At 64.4% G+C, this 19486-nt stretch carries 14 protein-coding genes; 8 read left to right on the forward strand and 6 right to left on the reverse strand.

Going from position 1 to position 19486, the window contains the following annotated elements; all coding sequences use genetic code 11:
* The 8 genes from uxuA (at position 1) to C8J42_RS18855 (ending at position 9885) form a co-directional block, all read left to right on the forward strand.
* Positions 1–1170: a mannonate dehydratase gene (gene uxuA / locus C8J42_RS18820; RefSeq protein ID WP_133021359.1), complete on the forward strand. Its 1170-nt coding sequence runs from the start codon at positions 1–3 to the stop codon at positions 1168–1170.
* Entirely contained in the window at positions 1167–2579 is a 1413-nt protein-coding gene (gene uxaC, locus C8J42_RS18825; RefSeq protein ID WP_133021360.1) for a glucuronate isomerase, read from the forward strand. The genes uxuA and uxaC overlap by 4 nt, the downstream gene beginning before the upstream one ends.
* Positions 2576–4027 (forward strand): mannitol dehydrogenase family protein, encoded by a 1452-nt coding sequence (locus C8J42_RS18830; RefSeq protein WP_133021361.1) that lies wholly within the window; start codon positions 2576–2578, stop codon positions 4025–4027. Before uxaC ends, C8J42_RS18830 begins: the two co-directional genes overlap by 4 nt.
* Positions 4024–5022, forward strand: coding sequence for a sugar kinase (locus tag C8J42_RS18835; protein WP_133021362.1), 999 nt, complete (start codon positions 4024–4026; stop codon positions 5020–5022). The genes C8J42_RS18830 and C8J42_RS18835 overlap by 4 nt, the downstream gene beginning before the upstream one ends.
* Positions 5023–5420: 398 nt before the next feature.
* Positions 5421–5762 (forward strand): type II toxin-antitoxin system RelE/ParE family toxin, encoded by a 342-nt coding sequence (locus tag C8J42_RS18840; protein ID WP_133021363.1) that lies wholly within the window; start codon positions 5421–5423, stop codon positions 5760–5762.
* Positions 5759–6043: a transcriptional regulator gene (locus tag C8J42_RS18845; protein WP_056485555.1), complete on the forward strand. Its 285-nt coding sequence runs from the start codon at positions 5759–5761 to the stop codon at positions 6041–6043. The genes C8J42_RS18840 and C8J42_RS18845 overlap by 4 nt, the downstream gene beginning before the upstream one ends.
* Before the next feature lie 99 nt (positions 6044–6142).
* Positions 6143–7258, forward strand: coding sequence for a DNA repair exonuclease (locus C8J42_RS18850; protein ID WP_133021364.1), 1116 nt, complete (start codon positions 6143–6145; stop codon positions 7256–7258).
* Complete coding sequence (locus C8J42_RS18855; RefSeq protein ID WP_133021365.1) at positions 7255–9885, forward strand: AAA family ATPase; 2631 nt, start codon at positions 7255–7257, stop codon at positions 9883–9885. The genes C8J42_RS18850 and C8J42_RS18855 overlap by 4 nt, the downstream gene beginning before the upstream one ends.
* 175 nt (positions 9886–10060) lie before the next feature.
* Here the strand turns inward: C8J42_RS18855 and C8J42_RS18860 are convergent, their stop codons facing one another.
* From C8J42_RS18860 to C8J42_RS18885, 6 genes are all read right to left on the reverse strand, one after another.
* Positions 10061–11128, reverse strand: a complete 1068-nt coding sequence (locus C8J42_RS18860; protein ID WP_056059918.1) for a LacI family DNA-binding transcriptional regulator — start codon at positions 11126–11128, stop codon at positions 10061–10063.
* A gap of 10 nt (positions 11129–11138) precedes the next feature.
* Positions 11139–12650 carry a tryptophan halogenase family protein gene (locus C8J42_RS18865; RefSeq protein WP_133021366.1) on the reverse strand — a complete coding sequence of 504 codons (1512 nt, stop codon included), beginning with the start codon at positions 12648–12650 and terminating at the stop codon, positions 11139–11141.
* On the reverse strand, positions 12647–13678 hold the full coding sequence (locus tag C8J42_RS18870) for a cupin-like domain-containing protein (RefSeq protein WP_133021367.1): 1032 nt from the start codon (positions 13676–13678) through the stop codon (positions 12647–12649). Before C8J42_RS18870 ends, C8J42_RS18865 begins: the two co-directional genes overlap by 4 nt.
* A complete protein-coding gene (locus tag C8J42_RS18875) occupies positions 13671–14381 on the reverse strand; it encodes a SapC family protein (protein WP_133021368.1) in 711 nt (236 codons plus the stop codon). The genes C8J42_RS18870 and C8J42_RS18875 overlap by 8 nt, the downstream gene beginning before the upstream one ends.
* A complete protein-coding gene (locus C8J42_RS18880; protein ID WP_133021369.1) occupies positions 14381–15970 on the reverse strand; it encodes a tryptophan halogenase family protein in 1590 nt (529 codons plus the stop codon). The genes C8J42_RS18875 and C8J42_RS18880 overlap by 1 nt, the downstream gene beginning before the upstream one ends.
* 314 nt (positions 15971–16284) lie before the next feature.
* Positions 16285–19332 carry a TonB-dependent receptor gene (locus C8J42_RS18885; RefSeq protein WP_133021370.1) on the reverse strand — a complete coding sequence of 1016 codons (3048 nt, stop codon included), beginning with the start codon at positions 19330–19332 and terminating at the stop codon, positions 16285–16287.
* Positions 19333–19486: the final 154 nt, after the last annotated feature.

Below are 19486 nucleotides of genomic sequence, written 5' to 3' on the forward strand. Positions count from 1 at the left end.
ATGACACAGACTATGCGGTGGTTCGGGCCGAACGATCCAGTGCGACTGCGCGACATCCGTCAGGCAGGTGCGACCGAGGTCGTGACCGCGCTGCACGAAGTGCCAAACGGCGCTGTTTGGACGCTGGAGGCAATTGCCGCGCGGAAATCCCAGGTGCGAGCGGTAGGGCTCGACTGGACGGTGGTCGAGAGCCTGCCGGTAGACGAGGCGCTGAAGACCCGGTCGGGCGACTGGGACAGGCTAATCGACCATTACTGCCAGAGCCTGCGCAACCTGGCGGCATGTGGCGTTCGCGTCGTCACCTATAATTTCATGCCGTTGCTCGACTGGACGCGGACCGATCTTGCTTGGGAACTGCCAGATGGCGCCCGCGCGCTCCGCTTCGAGGCGGTCGCGGTTGCGGCGTATGACCTGTTCATCTTACGTCGCCCCGGTGCAGCCGACGATTATGACGTCGCGACGCAGTCAGCGGCCGAAGCGCGCTACGCGGCGATGGACGATGACGCACGCGCGACGCTCGAACGGACCATCATCGCCGGGCTTCCGGGTAGCGAGGAAGGGTTTACGTCGCCGCAATTTCTCCGTGCGATTGACACCTATGCGGGCATCGATGCATCGACGTTGCGCGACAACCATGTCGCGTTCCTCCAGGCAGTATGCCCGGTTGCGGACGAGCTTGGCATGCAGCTGGTGGTCCATCCCGACGATCCGCCATTCCCGATCTTCGGCCTGCCCCGGGTGGTCAGCACCGAGGCGGATGTTGCCAATCTGTTCGCGCGTGTCCCCAGCGCCTCGAACGGCCTGTGCCTGTGCACCGGCTCCTTCGGCGTGCGGGCCGACAACGACCTGCCGGGCATGGTCGACCGGCTGGGGTCGCGGATAGGCTTCCTGCATCTGCGATCGGTCCAACGTGAGCCACTAGGTGCATTTCACGAGGCGGAGCATCTTGGCGGGGATGCGCAAATGGCGGCAGTGATCGCCGCAGTCCACAACCTGTCGGTCCGTGAGGGGCGGAGCATTCCGATGCGGCCAGACCACGGCCATCAGATTCTCGACGACCTCAATCGTACGACCAATCCGGGCTATTCTCTGCTCGGCCGGATGCGCGGGCTTGCCGAACTTCGCGGCCTCGAACGCGGCATCGCGCATGCGACGGGACTTTCGGCATGACCCGTCCGCTGCGGCTTCATCCCGACCGGCTGTTTCCCGCCGATCCGACGACGCGCAACATCGCGCGTACTTTGTATGCGGAGATTGCCGACCTGCCGATCGTCAGTCCGCACGGTCATGTCGACCCCACATGGTTCGCGGATGATCGCAACTGGACCGATGCGACAACGCTGCTGCTCGCGCCCGATCACTACCTGTTCCGCATGCTCTACAGTCAGGGCATCGACCTCGACTCGCTGGCCATCCCGAACCGCACCGGCATTCCGGCGACCGACCCGCGCGCGGCGTGGCGAATGCTGGCTCAGCATTACCACCTGTTCCGGGGCACGCCGTCGCGGCTGTGGCTTGATCACGTCTTTGCCGAGGTGTTCGGGTTTGAGGTCGCGCTGGAACCCGCCACCGCCGACCTGTATTTCGATGCGATCGGCGCCGCGCTCGCGACCGATGCATTCCGCCCGCGCGCGCTGTTCGACCGGTTTTGTATCGATTTCCTCGCCACCACCGAAGGCGCGCACGACAGCCTCGATGCGCATCATCGAATCCAGGCGAGCGGCTGGGACGGACGTGTCGTCACGACCTATCGCCCCGACGGCGTTATCGACGTCGAGCATGAGCAGTTCGCAGGTGCCTTGGAGCGCTTCGGCGATCTGACCGGGGAGGACGTTCACAGCTGGCAGGGCTATCTCGCCGCGCATCGTCGGCGCCGCGCCGACTTCCGCGCGGTAGGGGCCACTGCCACTGATCATGGCCATCCCACCGCCGCCACCGCCAACCTCTCCACGTCCGAATGCGAAGCACTGTTCGCGCGGATCGTCGGTGGCAGCTGGACCGCGGCCGACGCCGAACTGTTCCGGGCGCAGATGCTGACCGAGATGGCGGCGATGAGTGTAGAGGACGGGATGGTGATGCAGATTCATCCGGGATCGGTGCGCAATCACAATGCGGGGCTTTTCGTGAGCCATGGCCGCGACAAGGGCGCGGATATCCCTGGGCGTACCGACTATGTCCATGCGCTCAAACCGCTGCTTGATCGGTTCGGGACCTCGACCGATCTGTCGATCATCCTCTTCACGCTCGACGAAAGCGTCTACGCGCGGGAGCTGGCTCCGCTTGCCGGGCATTATCCGTGCCTGAAGCTTGGGCCGAGCTGGTGGTTCCATGACAGTCCCGAGGGCATGCGCCGGTTCCGCGAGATGACGACCGAGACCGCGGGCTTCTACAACACCGTCGGCTTTAACGACGATACACGCGCGTTTCTTTCGATCCCGGCACGCCATGACGTCGCGCGGCGGATCGACTGCGGCTTCCTCGCGCGCCTGGTTGCCGAGCACCGGCTGGAAGAGTGGGAGGCCGTCGATCTTGCGCATGAACTAACCAGTGGGCTGGTACGCAAGGCCTATCGGATATGAGGTTGTCACACGCGACCGTGGCGATACTTGCGGGCGATGTGGCGCGGCCCTCCGTGCAGTCCGAGCCGGCGAAGCGGATCGTTCATCTTGGGATCGGCGCGTTCCACCGGGCGCATCAGGCGGTCTATACGCAGGATGCGGGCGATGGCTGGCGGATCACGGGGGTATCACTGCGCTCGCCGCAAGTCCGCGATACACTCGCCCCGCAGGACGGGCTGTATACGGTGACCGAGCGGTCGAATGGTGCGACCAGTATCCGACTTATCGCTGCGATCGACACGGTCCTGGTTGCGGCAGAAGATCCCGACGCAGTGATCGCCGCGCTCGCCCACACCGATACGCACGTCGTCACGCTGACCGTGACAGAAAAAGGCTATTACCGGGATCCCGTGACCGGCCGATTGCGTACCGACGATCAAATGATCGCGAGCGACCTTGACGGCGGCGTTCCGGAGACGATCTTCGGCTATCTCGCCGCCGCGCTTGATCGCCGAAGGGTTGAGGGGGCCGGGGGGCTGACCTTGATCTCTTGCGACAATCTCTCGGGGAATGGCAGACTGCTCATGAGCCTGCTGCTAGAATTCGTCGAGCGTCGTAACACCGATCTCGCGGTGTGGACGCGCGAACATGTCGCGGCGCCTGATACTATGGTCGATCGGATCGTCCCAGCCTCGACTGCGGTGGACCGGGGGATGGTAGCGACTGCTATCGGCGTTGAAGATGAGGCGGCGATCGTGACCGAGCCGTTCCGGCAATGGGTGATCGAGGACCGCTTCGCCGGTCCCCGACCACAATGGGAGCAAGCCGGCGCGCAGATCGTCGAGGATGTCGCACCGTTCGAACTCGCCAAACTGCGGCTTTTGAACGCGAGCCATTCGACGTTGGCTTATGTAGGACTGCAACTCGGCCATGCCTTCGTCCACGAAGCGGTCGCAGACCCGGACTTGCGGGCGTTCGTTGTGGCGCAGATGCGGGACGAAGCCGTTGCAAGCCTGACCCCCGCAGCGGGGCTCGATCCGTCGGGCTATATTGATGCGCTGCTCGATCGCTTTGCAAATGCCGACCTGCATCATCGGCTCGACCAGATCGCAATGGATGGTTCGCAGAAAGTGCCGCAGCGCTGGCTCGCGACGATCGCGGCACGGCTGGGGCAGGGGCTCCACAGCCCGCGGCATCTGGCCAGCCTTGCCGCTTGGATGGCCTATACTGCGGCCGCACCAAACATCGCCAACGATCCGCTGGTCTCAACATATACGGCGATCTGGACGGAGAGTGCAGGCGATCTCCATGAGGTGGCCGCACGCTTCGTCAGCGATCTTGGTATCTTTCCGCCCGCAATCCAGGACAGTTCGCAGACGATCACTGCGCTCGCCGATGCGCTGGCGAACTGGCAAGCGAATGGACCTCGTACTTCCTTGCGAACCGCCACGCAGGAGCCTGGACGATGAAGATAGCCTGTTTCGGCGAGATGCTGTTGCGGCTTGCAGCGCCCGACCGTGGCCATTTGTTTCAGGAGGCGCGGCTCGATGCGCATTTCGGCGGGGCGGAGGCGAACGTTGCGGTAGCGCTTGCCCGGATCGGCACGCCCGCGACGCTGATTACGATATTACCGCATGGGTCGATCGGCGATGCTGCGATTGAGACCGTCCGTGCGGCGGGTGTCGACGTATCGCGGGTGATGCGGGCCGATGGCCGGCTCGGGCTGTATTTCCTCTCGCCGCCGAGCGGTCCGCGTGGTGCCCATATCGTCTACGATCGGCTCGGCAGCGTATTCGCGGTAACGCCGCCTGAAGCGTATAACTGGCCAATCCTGCTGCGAGGTGTCGACTGGCTGCATCTGTCGGGGATCATACCAGCGATCGGACCCGAGGCGGCGCGGCTGTCGCTCGACGCGATTGCTGCGGCACGGGCGGCCGGTGTGCGTGTGTCTTTCGATGGCAACTTCCGTGCGAGCATGTGGGCGCGCTGGTGTGACGATCCGCAGCCGATCTTGCTAGACCATGTCGCTAGGGCGGAACTGCTATTTGGCAATTATCGCGATATTTCGCTGCTGCTTGGGAAGTCGTTTGTTGGCGATACCCCTGAAGCACGACGCCAAGCTTGTGAGGCGGCATTTGCGCGCTTTCCGCAGTTGTCAGCTATCGCTTCAACCGCGCGAGAGGTTCTGGACGCTGACACGCATCGCCTGTCCGCCCGCGTCGATCGCCGAGACGATTGGTTTGAAACAGACGCGATTGCCGTTACGCAGATCGTCGATCGGATCGGGACAGGCGACGCGTTTGCCGCTGGCGTTTTGTCTTGTCTTGAAGATGGCTGTAAGGCCGCTGCCGAACGCGGCTTAGCACTAGCTTCGTTAAAACATGCGACTGCTGGAGATCAAAGTCGAACCAGTGCGTCTGATCTCGAATACTTTACAACAGACGCAAGCGACGTTCGACGTTAGTGTTGTGGTACGTGTTGATTATTAAACTGGTGAATATATGACGTTTTGTAAACGGGAAATCTGCGAGCTGCTCAAATATATGAAATAAAGTAATTACGGCCTTTGCAACATTATTCGTGGAAAGCGGCCCGGCCGTTTTCGGGCAGTGAGGGCGGTAAACAGACGTTCGTTCATTCGATGGGGCAAGGTGGCTAATCGGCCGTTTCTCTGGTGATAGCGGCCCGTCCGTTATCGGGCGGCAGTCGGCGGTAAGCAGCGGTTCGTTCACGTAGCAGAGCCAGGCTGAGAGGCTGCGAGTGATGGATTGCTTGATGGTCGTATCGCTCCGAACAGGCGAGGTCCCACTTGCGACACGACGCGCTTGACTAACTACGGGTAACCCGTACATGTTTCCTCGTATGCAGTCCGTCATCGAAACCAATGCCTACCTTGCGGCGGCGAAGGACGTTGGCATGAGTGCCGAGGAGCAGCAAATGGTGGTCGACCTGATCGCTGCCAATCCAGAAGCCGGTGAAATCATGCCGGGGTGCGGCGGGGCCCGTAAGTTACGGGTAGCGCGGCCGGGCGGCGGTAAATCTGGCGGCTATCGGGTCATCACCTATTATGCGGGCATCGATGCGCCGACGTTCCTGCTGACCGTGTTCGGAAAAAACGAAAAAGCCAATCTCACCAAGGGTGAGCGAAATGCCCTTGCCGCTTTCACCAAGACGCTGACCGACAGCCTTAGGAGGAAAAAATGAAGAGTGCCTTCGACAAGATCGCAGCCGGCCTCAGTGATGCTATTGCCCACGCCAATGGGGAAACGGGTCACGCAAGGGTAGCGGCGCCCATTGATGTGGCCGCGATCCGCAAACGTACGGGCAAGACACAGGATCAGTTTGCCCGCGCATACCATCTCCCACTGGGTACGGTGCGGGACTGGGAGCAGAGCCGCAGCCAGCCAGACGCGCCGGCGCGTGTCCTGTTGTCGCTGATCAAAGCCGAACCAGACACTATCGAGCAGCTCGTTCAGCGGGCGTAGCGTCCTGAACAAGAACGCAATAACAATGATGTTTGCCAGCAGTATGGCAAAGTGGCGGCAGCGTTCGACACGTGGGTCAGAAGTTACCGAGAGAGCCCTATGCTACGCTTAATCCACACCGCAGACTGGCAGCTGGGCAAGCCGTACGGTCGCTTCGACAGCGAAGTCCGCGCAGCGCTCAGCGAAGCGCGCTTCGACGCGATCGATGCGATCGGCAAGGCAGCGGTCGAGCATGGTGCCGCGCATGTTCTGGTCGCCGGAGACGTGTTCGATACCGAGGGTCCCGAAGATCGCGTCATTGTGCAGGCAGTGTCGCGGATGCAGCGATATGCCTGCACGTGGTGGCTGCTCCCCGGCAATCACGACTTTGCCCGTAACAGTGGTCTGTGGGACCGTGTTCGCGCCAAGGGGGCGGCGAACATCCGGATCGTCACGGAGCCCGTGCCGTGCGAGCTGGATCCCGGACACTGGCTCCTGCCAGCACCGCTGACGCACCGGCACAACCTCGATGATCCAACGGCCCTGTTCGACACCATGGAGACGCCGGGCGCGACACTGCGCATCGGCTTGGCCCATGGTTCGATCCGTGATTTTTCGTCGCGCGGTGAGGCGCAAAACCAGATCGCTCCCGATCGCGCACAGCGCTCCAGCCTGGACTATCTGGCGCTCGGTGACTGGCACGGAGCGCTGCGGGTCGATTCACGAACCTGGTATTCCGGCACACCGGAAACAGATCGCTTCCAGCGCGACGAACCGGGATATGTGCTGCTCGTAACGCTTGAGCCAGGCGTTGAGCCGGTCGTGTCACCAATCCGCACGGGCAGGTTCCAATGGCTAATGCGGGATTGGACGATCCCGGACGCGGACGGCTTTGCCGCCGAGTGCGACCGGCTGCTCGGTCCGATCGAACCGTCGGCAACGCTCCTGCAGCTGTCGTTGGCCGGGATCGTCAGCCTCTCCGACCGGATCGCGATCCTTGGCAGGCTCGACAATGACCTGCGCCATCGTCTGCGCCATCTGGCGGTTGCGGCAGACGATCTGGTCGGTCGGCCGAGCGAGGAGGATATGGCCGATCTGCAGGTCGAAGGGATGATAGGAACGGCCGCGGCAAAACTGATGGGCATGATCGAGGCGGGGGCTGCCGACGCCGTCACGGCCAAGCGGGCGCTCGAACGCCTGTTTGTAGAATATCAGCGCGGACAGGACGCACCATGAGCCTCAAGATCCGGCGCATCGCGCTGTCCAACTTCCGCAAGTTCCGTGATCCTTTCGTTCTCGATGGGCTCACCGACGGCTTGAACGTCATCATCGAGCCCAACGAGACTGGTAAGTCGACACTGCTGGAAGCCATGCGCGCGGCCTTCTTCATTCGGCACAACACAGCCAACCGCCTGGCGCGCAGCTATGCGCCGCACGGTGAAGCCGTAGCGCCGCAGATCGAGATCGGCTTCGAGGCCAGAGGCGAAGAGTGGCAGGTCAACAAGCGCTTCCTGAAAGGTGCGTCAGTCGAGGTCCGTGGGCCAAACGGCCGGGCACAAGGCGAAGATGCCGAAGCCCAGCTGCAGGCATTGCTCGGCGCGCGGCGTGACACGAGCCAAGCCGGCGACGCGGCCGCACACGGTGCGCTGGGGCTGCTTTGGGTAGGGCAGGCGCAGGCGCTCGAAGTCACCGCCCCGGGCGACATCGTCCGCGATAGCGTGCGTACGACGCTAGAGGCTGAGGTTGGCACGATCATGGGCGGCGCAGCCTACCAGCGTGTCCGGCCTCGGATCGACAGCCAGTTCGCAGACTATTGGACCACCACCGGCCGGCCTAGCGGTCGCCAGACGACAGCACGTACCGAGCATGACGCTGCCGAGAGCGCTGCGACCGAAGCCGCCACCCGGCTCGCCGCCCTTGAACAGGGCTTCTCTGATCTCGAGGCAGCTCGCGCCAGGCTGAAGGTGTTGGACCGTGATCTTGCCGATACGACCGACGCAGATCGGCGAAAGGTTCTGGTTGGTCAGATCGACGTGGCGCGGTCCGCGGCGCAGTTGCGCGATACCCGACTGGCCGAGCAAGGCCGCCTTGCTGATCAGGTCAAGGGACTGGAGGATCTTACCGCGCGTCTCACCGATGCTCGGAAGGCCGTCACTGACACGGCCGCAGCGCTAAGCAAGGCTCGTGAGAAACGATCCGGCCTGGAAGAGGAATTGACCAGCACGCGTGAGCGAGCGGGTACGGCGCGTGATCGGCTGGCGACCGCCCGCGACAACCGGCGCAAGGCGCACGCGGGGCTCGAGGGGGCCACCAAGTTGGTTGCCGCACGAGCACGTCATGTCGAGATCGCCCGGGTACGCCATCGGCACGCCGAGCTGCTTCCCCTCGAAGCCGAACTGCAGGCAGCCCGCGAACTTGGTGCGACCGTGATCCCACCCAGCGTCATCAAGACGCTGGAGGAACGCGAACGTGGCGTCGACAAGGCGCGCGCGGCGGTCGAGGCGGGCGCGACCCGGATCGAGTTCGCGGGCGATGTCAGCGGTGTTCGGATCGACGGAATGCCGGCTGAGCCGGGTGACCGAACGCTATCGCGTGAGACGCGCATCCAGTTTGATGGCGCTGAGCTGATCATCCGACCGCCAGCGGGGCTGCAAAGCGCCGAAACGGCGCTCGCCAATGCCCGCGATGATCTGGGCGCCGCCTTGACTGACCACGGGGTCACGAGTGTCGCTGATGCGCGGTCACGTAACGAAGTCGCGCGTGATGCTGTCGCCAACGTTCGCACGCTCGAAGCACGGATCGTCGGGATCACTCCGGCCGTGCCGTTGCTCGGTATCGCGGCCGGTGCTTCGGCCCTGAAGACATTCATAACAGGATTGCCGGAAAGCGCGGAAGGGGAGGGGGGCGAGGAACCAGACGTCAACGCATTGACGGTGATCGCGGCGGAGGCGGATTCAGCGCTCGCAAGGGCGGAGGGTGTCGATGAGGTGGCGTCGGCGCAACTGCGCGAACTGGAAGCACGCAATGCGCCGCTGATGGTCCAGGCGGCTGGTGCCGAGCGTGATGCTGCAAACGCCGTAGCGCAGCTCGCTGCTCTGGAGGGCAAGCCTGAGGTAGCTCGCTTGGATGAGGCTCTGCTGGAGGCGCGTCAACGGGAAGCGGCAGCGCTGGTTAGTCTGCAGGACGCCGAACGTGCTGCGACAGCCCATGATGTAGCGGCGATCGAACGCCAGATCGGGGTGTTGGACAAACGTGTCGAGGTCGCCCGGACGCAGCGGATCGATCTGGAGAAGGCGGTCGCCGGGCTCGAGGCGCGGATCGAGGCGGAAGGCGGCAAGGGGCTGGCGGACCGCGCTGCTGCTGCGCGAGAAGAAGCAGATGCCGCGGCCGCCAACCTGGCGCGCGTGACGCAGGAGGCGGAAACGTTGAAGCTGCTTCGCGACACGCTGGAAGGGGCGCGAGCAGAGACCTCAAGGACGTTCGTCGGGCCGGTTGCGCGGCGTGCGCGTCGGCACATCGAACGGCTACTGCCCGGTTGCGATCCGAGCTTTGGGGATGATCTGGGCCTGACGTCGATCACGCGTGGTGGTCTGGGCGAGATTTGCGGCGATCTTTCGCGAGGAACGCAGGAGCAATTGGCGGTGCTCACTCGGCTAGCTTTCGCTGACATGCTACTCGAGCAAGGTGTACCGGTGTCGTTGATTCTCGACGACCCGCTGGTCTATTCCGATGATGCCCGCTTGGATCTGATGACCGAGATCCTGACCGATGCGGCAACGCGAATGCAGGTCATTCTGCTGACCTGCCGTGACCGCGCGTTCCGCCATCTTGGCAATCGGATCAACCTGATCGGGGCGCAGTGAGAACGAAGAGCGGAAGCCCGGTGGTGGAAAGCAGAATGGCCGCTTTCGAGCGAACCGTGGCCTGAGCGGACGTTCGTTCATACGGCGGAGCGGATTTAATGATTGAATCCGGCTCCAGACCCAGCGCGTTCTTCGGATCCGCTGGTCACGACGACCTATTGAGCTATGTCTTTGATCAGGTGTTTCCTTTTCCGCCAAAAATCGATGCGGTGGACTCGCGAACGGTCATCCTCGCGGGTACCGTAACCGGGGTGGCGGTCGTTGGGCCGTTGACGTGGTCGGCGATGATGAGGTTGACGGCCAGCGCGGTGACTTCGGCGATCGGCTGGACGATGGCGGTCAGCGACGGATGCGCCAAGCGGATGATCGGGGTATCGTCGAAGCTGATCAGAGATAGGTCCCCTGGCACGGCGAGGGTACGCTCGCGCGCGAGTTCGAGCGTCGCTAGCGTCATCTGATCGTTGCTCGCGATGATCGCGGTCGGCGGCTCGTTCAGCGTCAGGAGTTCCGATGCCGCGGCGCGACCAGAGGCGTGGCTGAAGTCGCCGATCGCCAGCAGATCGTCCGTCGCCAGGCCAGCCGCCTGCATCGCCGCACGCCAGCCGTCGACCCGCCACGCGCTCAGCTCATATTCCGCCGGCCCGGCGATAAAGCCGATCCGCCGGTGGCCGAGGTCGAGCAGATGCTCGGTCGCGATCCGTGCCGCTCGCGTGTCGTCCATGATCAGTCGGATGCCAGGCCCGTCGGTCAGCGAGCCGATCCGTGCGAAGCTGATGCCGTGTGCCTCGAGCAGGTTGATGATCAGCGGATTGCCCGAATGCGGGGGCGTCAGGATCACGCCATCGGGTTGCAGTGCGGCGATCGCGGCCAGCAACTCGCGCTCGATATGGTCGCTATGCGTGTCGACGAGCTCAACGATCAGGCGATAGCCGTGTTCGGCGCAGGTCAGCATCCCGCCGAGCATCATCTGGTCGAACCAGTCGGTCCCTTGCCGCGCGCGCCAGTCGGCGATGGTTCGCTCGCGGTCGTTGAGCGCGAGGATCAGGTACGAGCGTGATCCGCCCATGCGTTGCGCGGCGATCGACGGGACATAGCCGAGCTTGTCGATCGATGCCTGGACGCGTTGCATCATCTCGGGCCGGACACCCGTTTCCTTGTTCACCACGCGGCTGACAGTCTGCAGCGAGACACCAGCATCAGCCGCGACATGCTTGATCGTTACCGCCTGACGCCGCCGTGCCATGCGTCTGAACTCAGGCTGCGAGGACGGGTGAGGGGGCGGGTGCGGCGCCGCAGTAGCGCGCGACGTACTCGGCATGCTCGGGCAACCCGGCGACGGTCGCGTTGGTGCCGTCGCGCAGGCCGCCGAGCAGCCGCGCCAGTTCGTCGTCGCGCAGCTTGGTCGCGATCGGGTGATAGCTCCGCGGGACGATGCCCTGGCCGAGCATCACCTGCACCCAGCTGTTCTCCGCGAACAGCTCCTCGTTCTTGCGGAACACGCGGCCGGTTTCGCGGAATAGCTCTATCTTGTGTTCGAGCGAGGCGGGGATCGGCATCGCCGCGCATTGCCGCCAGAACGCGCTGTCGCGGCGGTTCGTCGCCTTGTAGTGCAGGATCAGGAAATCGCGGATCTGCAGCATGTCGGTATGCTGCTGGTCGTTGAACTCGGCGACGTCGCGGGGGCTGACTGGGCTCGACGGGAACAGCCGCAGCAACCGCAGTACGGCACGCTGGATCAGGTGAATGCTGGTCGATTCCAGCGGCTCCATGAACCCGCCCGACAGCCCAATCGCGATGCAGTTGCGATGCCATTGCTGCCGCCGCGCGCCGGTCACGAAACGGATCACGTTCGGCTCCGTCAGCGTCTTGCCCTCGATATTGGCGAGCAGCCGGTCGAGCGCTGCGTCGCGGTCGAGATAACGGCTGCAATAGACGATGCCGTTGCCGGTGCGATGCTGGAGCGGGATGCGCCACTGCCAGCCCGCATCATGCGCCATTGCCCGCGTATAGGGCAAGGCAGGCCGCACGCTCTCGGTCTGAATCGCGATCGCGGAATCACACGGCAGGTAATGCGTCCAGTCATCGAACCCGGCGTGCAGCGCGCCTTCGATCAGCAACGCGCGAAACCCCGTGCAGTCGAGGAACAGGTCGCCCTCGATCCGCGCGCCGGACTCGAGCACCAGCGCGGCGATGTCACCGCTCTCACCGTTCAGCTCGACCTGCGCGATCCTGCCTTCGAGGCGGCGCGTGCCGTCGGCCTCCGCCATCTTCCGGAGGAACTTGGCGTAGCGCGTCGAATCGAGCTGGTACGCATAGTTCATCCGGTCGTCGGGCAGATGCGCGAATTTGCCCTGCAACGCAGCACGCAGCTCGAGACAGTAATCGTCGTAGGGCTGCGCGTGACCCTTGGTCAGGCCGTGCAGCCAGAAATGCTGGAAGCCCGCGGACCAGTGATCCTTGCCGGTGATCCCGAACGAGTGGAAATAGCGCTCGCCACGATCCTTCCAGTCGTCGAACAGGATGCCGAGTTTGAACGTCGCCTGCGTCTCGCGCATGAACTCGGCTTCGTTGATCCCGAGCAGGCGGTTGAAGGTGATCATCGGCGGGATCGTCGATTCGCCGACGCCGACCGTGCCGATCGCATCGGATTCGACCAGCGTCAGCTCGATCGTGCTGCCCATCGTGCGCGCGATCGCGGCGGCGGCCATCCAGCCGGCGGTGCCGCCCCCGGCGATTACGACGCGGCGTATAGGGTGTTCGGTCATCGGCTGAGCGCTCTCAGGAGGAAGGCGCGGAGGCGACCCGCGGTGTCGGCGGTGAGCGGCGCGAGCACGCCGCGCGCCGCCTCGGGAATATGGTCCGTGACGTCGGGACCGTTGGCGAAGACATACTGGTCGAACATCTCGCGCCAATGCGCCTTCTCGTCCGCGGGCAGGTCGCGGATCGCCAGCATCGCGTGGTTGAGCGCATCCTGCGGCTGGCCGAGCCACCGCGGCGTCTCGCGCCACCAGTAATTCACCAGCACGTTGAAGTCGGACAGCCCCTCGACATGATGCCACCACATCGCGGGAATGTAGAGCGCGTCGCCAGCCTCCAGTTCCGCGACCTGGCCGTGCTCCAGCGCCTGTCGGAAACGGGGGTGTGCGGCGAAGTCCGGATCGTGGAAATCGACCATGCTGACCGCGCGCCCGGCCGGCGTGTTGTCGACCGGGCCGAGGTAGAGATTGCGGAACTGGTCGCGCGGGAAGACCGTGAAGCGGCGTCGCCCGACCGCGACGCAGGCGAGATTGTCGGGCACGTCGTTATGCGCGGCGATCCGCGTCCGGGTGCCCATCCAGATACTGGCGAGCGGCGTGCGGACGCCCAGCGCGACATGGTTCGCCTCGTGCAGCCCGACGAAGAATTGGTGCATGTCGATCGACGCGAGATAGATGGCATGCGCGTTGGCCACGCCTTCGTTGGCGTCGATCCGTGCGAAGATCTCGGGCAGTTTCGCGCGCAGCATCTGGAAGTTCATCGCGTGCGCGGCGTCGTAGAACAGTCGCCCGCCGCTGTCGGGCATCGCGACGGAGACCGCGAAGGGCAGGTCGCGGGCGTGGCCCTGGATATAGTCGCGTGCCGCTCGCGACGATTGCAGTCCCGCGCGCACCATAGGCCAATCCGCGATCAACCCACGGCCAATGAACGGCGTGGTCGCTGCGCGCAGATGCACGTCCAAGTCTGCGGGATCGCGGATCTCGATCTCGCGGATGCGCGGCATGGTCGCAAAGATACCGGGATCGGCGTCAGCCACGCGTCATCCGCCGGTTCTTTCGCGCGATCAGGTCGCCGATATTGCCGAGCGACGCGAGCGCCATGAAGATCGGCATCAGGTACCCCGCGGCGTGCAGGTCGGCGACCGCGGCATCGTCGAGCGCGACCAGTCGATCCTCGTCGATGACGTGATAGCCGACCAGCCGGTTCTTCGAGCCATCGTCGAGCGTGACGTCCATCGTCAGCGGTTCGAGCAATTCGTAGCGGCGCAACGTGGCGAAGAAGTCTGCGGACGCGACATAGTCGGTGTCGAGTGCGCGGAGCTGATCGGCGATCCGTTCGAGATACGGCGTCGGCCGCCCGGTATCGTCGAACACGCGCGTGCCTTCGCGGGCGCCGATACGGGGGCTGGCCATGTCGAGGTGGACCTGGCGGACGTCGCCCGCGCCGCGCCCCACCAGGAACGGCTGGCTGTCGATCGCGAGCGGGCGATAGCTCGCGTCCCATCCGGCGTCGGTCAGGAACAGGTTCTCGCCGGGCTCGAACCCGAACATTGCCAGCGCGGTAAAGCTGTCGCGCGTCTGGTCGAGCTGGAACAGGATAGGATAGTGCGTTTGGACGCGGCGAAACTCGCTGGGGACGGTGATGCAGGTCATCACCGCGTCGCCGAGCTCGGGCGTGCGCTCGGTGCGGATGCGCAGGTCGCGGTGGTCGTCGGCGGTGAGGATGACGTGGTCGGACATCAGGCTGATAATTCCATCGCAGGAGCAGTCGTATGCCGCAGGGCGTCGAGATACGCACGATTGCTCGGCAGGCCGGCAGCCAGCATACGCCTGCGCTGATCGATCTGTGCGAGCAAGGTTTCCGTGCGCGCCCGGTCCGCCGTCGCGATCGGTCCGCGGGTCGGCGGCGGAAAGCCCATGCCGTACAAGACATACTGATAGCTCGCGGCGGGGAAGATCTCGTCGATCATCGGGAAATCGGCGCGCGACGGTGGCTGGTGCCGCCACAGCGCCAGCAGTTCGACGAGGCGCGGGGGGATAGAGGCGGCGTCGCGGTGATCGCGCCAATAGGGTTCGTCGCGTTCGCTGAGCACGTAATGTAGCTTGAGGAACTCGACGATCCGGTCCCAGCGATAGCGGAACAGCGTGTTGAAGCGGGTCGCTTGGATGTCCATCGCGCCGCGGTGACTGGGGAAATTATCGAGCAGCGCATCGAGCGACAGTTCGATCAAAACGATCGCCGAGGCTTCGAGCGGCTCCAGGAACCCGGCGGAGAGCCCGACCGCGAGGCAGTTGCGCTCCCAGAATTTCGCGCGGTGGCGGGACTGGAACTTGAGCTGGCGGAAGGTCGGCAGCGGCGCGTCCGGCGCGTCCGGCGCGGTGGCGCGGATATGCCGCGTAAGCGTGTCCGCCGCGGCATCGTCGCTCAGATGCCCGGAGGAATAGACGCAGCCGATGCCGCGCCGGGTGGGCAGGCCGATGTCCCAGATCCAGCCGGCGGCATGCGCGGTGGCGTTGGTCTGAGAGGCGATCGGGCTGCCGGCCGCGACGGGCATCTGCACGGCGAGCGCGCGGTCGTTGAACAGTTCGCGGTCGCGGTCGATCGTTGCGACACCGTAATGGTCGCCGATCAGCAGTGCGGCGTGGCCGGTGCAGTCCACGAAAAGGTCGCCGGCGATGGCGCCCGATGCGCGCGTGCGGACCGCGACGATATCGCCGTGCTCGGTGCCGTCGATGCCGACGACGTGGTCGCGGACGTGACGGACGCCGAGCCGCTCGGTCGCGTGACGCGTCAGCAGCGCCGCGAGCTTGCCGGCGTCGAGATGGTAGGCATAGTTCAGCGTGCCGGCATAATCGGGCATCGCCCGCTGGCGTGGTGCGAGGTCGTGATGGCAGATCGCGCCCTGCGCGCCGACCATGTCCGCGAACCGCCCGCCATGCTCCGACCAGGCCGAGACGAGATCGCGCGGGTCGCCGTCGACGGGGGCGGTAAAGGGGTGAAGATAGCTGTCGTCGGCCGCGCCCGTGCGCCAGCCGTCGAACCGGGAGCCCTGCTTGAACGCGGCATCGCAGGCGAGAAGGAAGTCGGTTTCGGTGATGCCGATACGTTCGAGCGTGCGACGCATCGTCGGCCATGTGCCTTCACCGACGCCGATCGTCGCGACATCGGGGGACTCGACGAGTGTAACGGAGAGCGGGCGCGCCGTGTCGCGATCGGCACGCGCGCCGATCAGGCAGGCGGTAAGCCAGCCGGCCGTGCCGCCGCCGACGATCACGATGTGCGTGATCGGGTGGTCGCTCGTGATTCCGGGGCCGGTATTCGTGGCCATCGTCCGTTTCCTGTTTCCCTATCTGCGCGTGCCAACTCGTTCCGTCCGCGGCGGTTGCGCCATCCTTGGCCGTCATTCTGACGAAAGTCAGGACCCAGGGTACCTGAAGACGGTCGTCATTGGCTCTGGGTCCTGACTTACGTCAGGATGACGGAGCAGTTCGAGACCGTCCATACCTCACGATCTTCCCCCGCCAGGGGGAGGTGGCGCCGTAGGCGACGGAGGGGGAGGACACGGAACCGCTGTTACCCTTACCTCCCTTTCCGTCTGGCAAGTGCCAGCCACCTCCCCTTTGCGGGGGAGGATCGTTCGCCTTAGAAGTTGAAGCGGAGGCCTGCCGAGTAGCGTGCATACCCCGGTTGCGCGAACGTCACGAAATTGTCCGAGCGACGATGCCCGCGGCGGCCCTGGCCGGTGAGGTTGATCGCTTCGGCGAACACCGCGAGCCCCTTGGTCATCTGGACACTCGCGCTCGCATCGACCTGGCCATACGCCTCGACATAGGTCGGGTCGAACGCACCCCCGGCATAAAATTGCCCGCGCCAGTTATACGCGACGCGCGCCTGGATGCCGTTCTTGTCGTAATAGCCGACCGCGTTGGCGCTGTCGCTCAGCCCGGTCAGCGCGAACTGGCCGATGTTGGGATCGAGCGTGTTGTCGTATTTCGCGTCGCCGTTGACGATCGTGTAGTTCAGGATGACGCCGAAGCCGGTTTCCCACAGCCGGTGCTGGATCGCGAATTCCCAGCCGTTGATGTTCGCGGTCTGGTCGCTGTTGAACGGCTGGCTCAGCTGGAAGTTGAACAGATCGTCCTCGGGTAGGCCGAAGATGTTGCCGTTCAACAGGCCGGCATCGCTCGTCCCCGTAACCTGCGACGAGGCGGGGAAGTTGCGCAGGATGTAATCGCGCACGCGCAGATTGTCTGTCGTTCCCAGCGCCGCCACCGCTTGGCGATAGCGCGGGCCCGAGCCTGGGTTGCGGAGGTTGAACGCGGGCGTGTTGAGCTGAGTCGTGCCGATGAAGTTCTTCACGTCCTTGGTGAAGTATCCGACCGAGACATAGCTCTCAGGCCCGTAATACCATTCCGCCGACAGATCGATGTTCTTCGATTTGAAGGGGAGAAGGTTCGGGTTGCCCTGGCTGCCCGTGCCGCCGCCGATACGCGGGTTGGAATCGATGTTCAGGCCACCCTGCAGGCTGCCGTAGTCCGCGCGCGTGATGGTGTGGCTGTACGAGGCGCGCAGCTTGACGTTGCGCACCGGTTCGATGTCGAAATCGACCGCGGGGAGCCAGTTGTGATAGTTGCCCTTGAGCGAGGTGAACGAATTGGCGCCGTATGTGAGGGCGAATTCATTGGCGCCGGTCCAGCGCGTGCCGTTCGGAATCGGCACCAGTGCGGACGAGTTCACCTGCGTCTCGTCATAGCGGACTCCGCCGATGATGTGCGCCGGGCGACCGAACACGTCGAACTTGCCGTTGAACTGGATATACGGCGAGATCGTCTGCTCGCGAATCCGGCGATCGTTGGTGTAGTTGGCAAGGCAGGTGCCGGGCGCGGCGACGCCGGTCTGCGGCGCACTGCAGATGTTGTACTGCGCGCGCAGCAATTCGGCCATCTGCTCGAAATTGAAGGTGTAGATCGACTGCGGGATCGCCGGATTGCCGGACCCCGAGACGCCCTTGAACTTGTCGGGGATGCTGGTGAGGTTGAAGAAATCGTCGGGCACCGCGGCCGCACCGAACGAGGCGCCGCGCGGATCGATGCCGCCCCAGGTCTCGTTCTGGATGAAGCCGTAGGCCGAGCGGACCTTGTTGTCGACGTACGAGAAGCCCCAGTCGATGCTGTCGAGAAACTCGCCGTCGTGGTCGTAATGACCCTTCAGCTGGAGCTGGTTGATCTCGTCCTTGAAATACGCGTTGCGGAACGCGTTGCCGGTCGGCGTGATCAGCGCAGCGTTGAGCGGGTCGATCCCCGGATACATCTGGTACGAGATGATCGGCAGGTCGTTCTCGAAGTTCACAGTCTGCGACTGGACGCCAAAGATCGCGCCGCCAATCGACGTGCTGCTGCCGTAATCGTTGGTCGGCTTTGAGACCGCGGTCGAGTGATGCGCGTCGAGCGACATCGTGACGTTGCCCGGCGCTTCCCAGGTCAGGTTGCCGCCGATCGACTTGTTCTCGGATTTGTTTGCGGTAAGCGAGCTGCTGTACGACAGATCCTTGCCGGGCGCGAAATTCTCCGAATAGAAGACCGGCCCTGCTGCGGGGCCATTGGTCCAGGCGCTGCGCGTGTCGCCGAAGTTGAACCAGATCCCTACGCTGCTGTCGCGCACCTCGACCTTGTTGCTCGAATAGGTGAAGTCGAGCGTCGCGGTCAGCGTGTCGGTCGGCTTTGCCTGCAACACGAGCTGGCCGTTGATGCGCTCGCGATCGATGTCGATGACGTCGTAGGCGGCGCTCTGCGGGATCTCGTAAACGTCCGTCGGACCGGGGCGATTGGTGATGTTCGCGGCGCCGGGCGTGCCGGGCTGCGCCAGCGTGCCCCAGTTGTTCTCCGCACCGAGGAACCCATCGCGGAAGCCGACGCTCGCCGAGTTGTTGCTCGCCTTGCGACGCTGGTACGCGCCGCTGAACAGCACGCCGATGCGGTCGTCGGCGAACGTGGTGGACAGGATACCCGAGACTTCGGGCGTGATCTGGTCCTTGCCGTTGCGCGAGCTGTCGAGCACGCCCTTTGCGGCGATGCTGCCGCGCGTGCCCGGCTTGTCGAGCGGGCGCGGGGTGCGGATGTTGATGCTCGAACCGATGCCGCCCGACGGTATGGCGGCGCGACCGGTCTTGTAGACCTCGACCGCGGCCACGCCTTCGGAGGCGAGGTTGGCGAAGTCGAACGAGCGCGAGGCGGGCGCGCTGGCGCCGTCGCCGAGCGTCGAGGTCGGCATCTGGCGGCCGTTCAGCGTGACGAGGTTGTACTCGGGACCGAAGCCGCGGACGGTGACGGTCGAGCCTTCGCCGTTCGAGCGGTCGATCGACACGCCGGTGATGCGCTGGAGCGACTCCGCGAGGTTTGTGTCGGGGAACTTGCCGATGTCCTCGGACGAGATCGCGTCGACCACGCCCTGGCCGTTGCGCTTGATGTCGATCGCTTCACGCAACGATGCGCGGATGCCGGTCACGACGATATCGTCGGTGGTCGCGTTGGGGTCGGTCGGGGCGGCCTGTGGCGCGATGTCCGACGGCCCTGGATTGCCGACGGTTGCGGCCGCGTCCTGCGCCATGGCGATACCGGGCGTGCCGACCAGAGCCAACGCGGACGTGCCGATGATGAAACGCGAAAGCGAGCGAGCTGCGAAGCTACGCATGGTAATCCTCCCCTGTAGACGACGCTATGACCTGCGCCTTTCCCGTGAACGTTCACTTTCCCGCTGCATGACATAGTGTCAAGCGCGGTAGCGCTACCGTTGTGAACGTTCTCAAAATATGCTGTTGATAGTGGCTCTGGCGCAACACGCCGCC

Origin of the sequence: Sphingomonas sp. PP-CE-1A-559 (assembly GCF_004340965.1) — a bacterium.
Taxonomy (GTDB): Bacteria; Pseudomonadota; Alphaproteobacteria; order Sphingomonadales; family Sphingomonadaceae; genus Sphingomonas.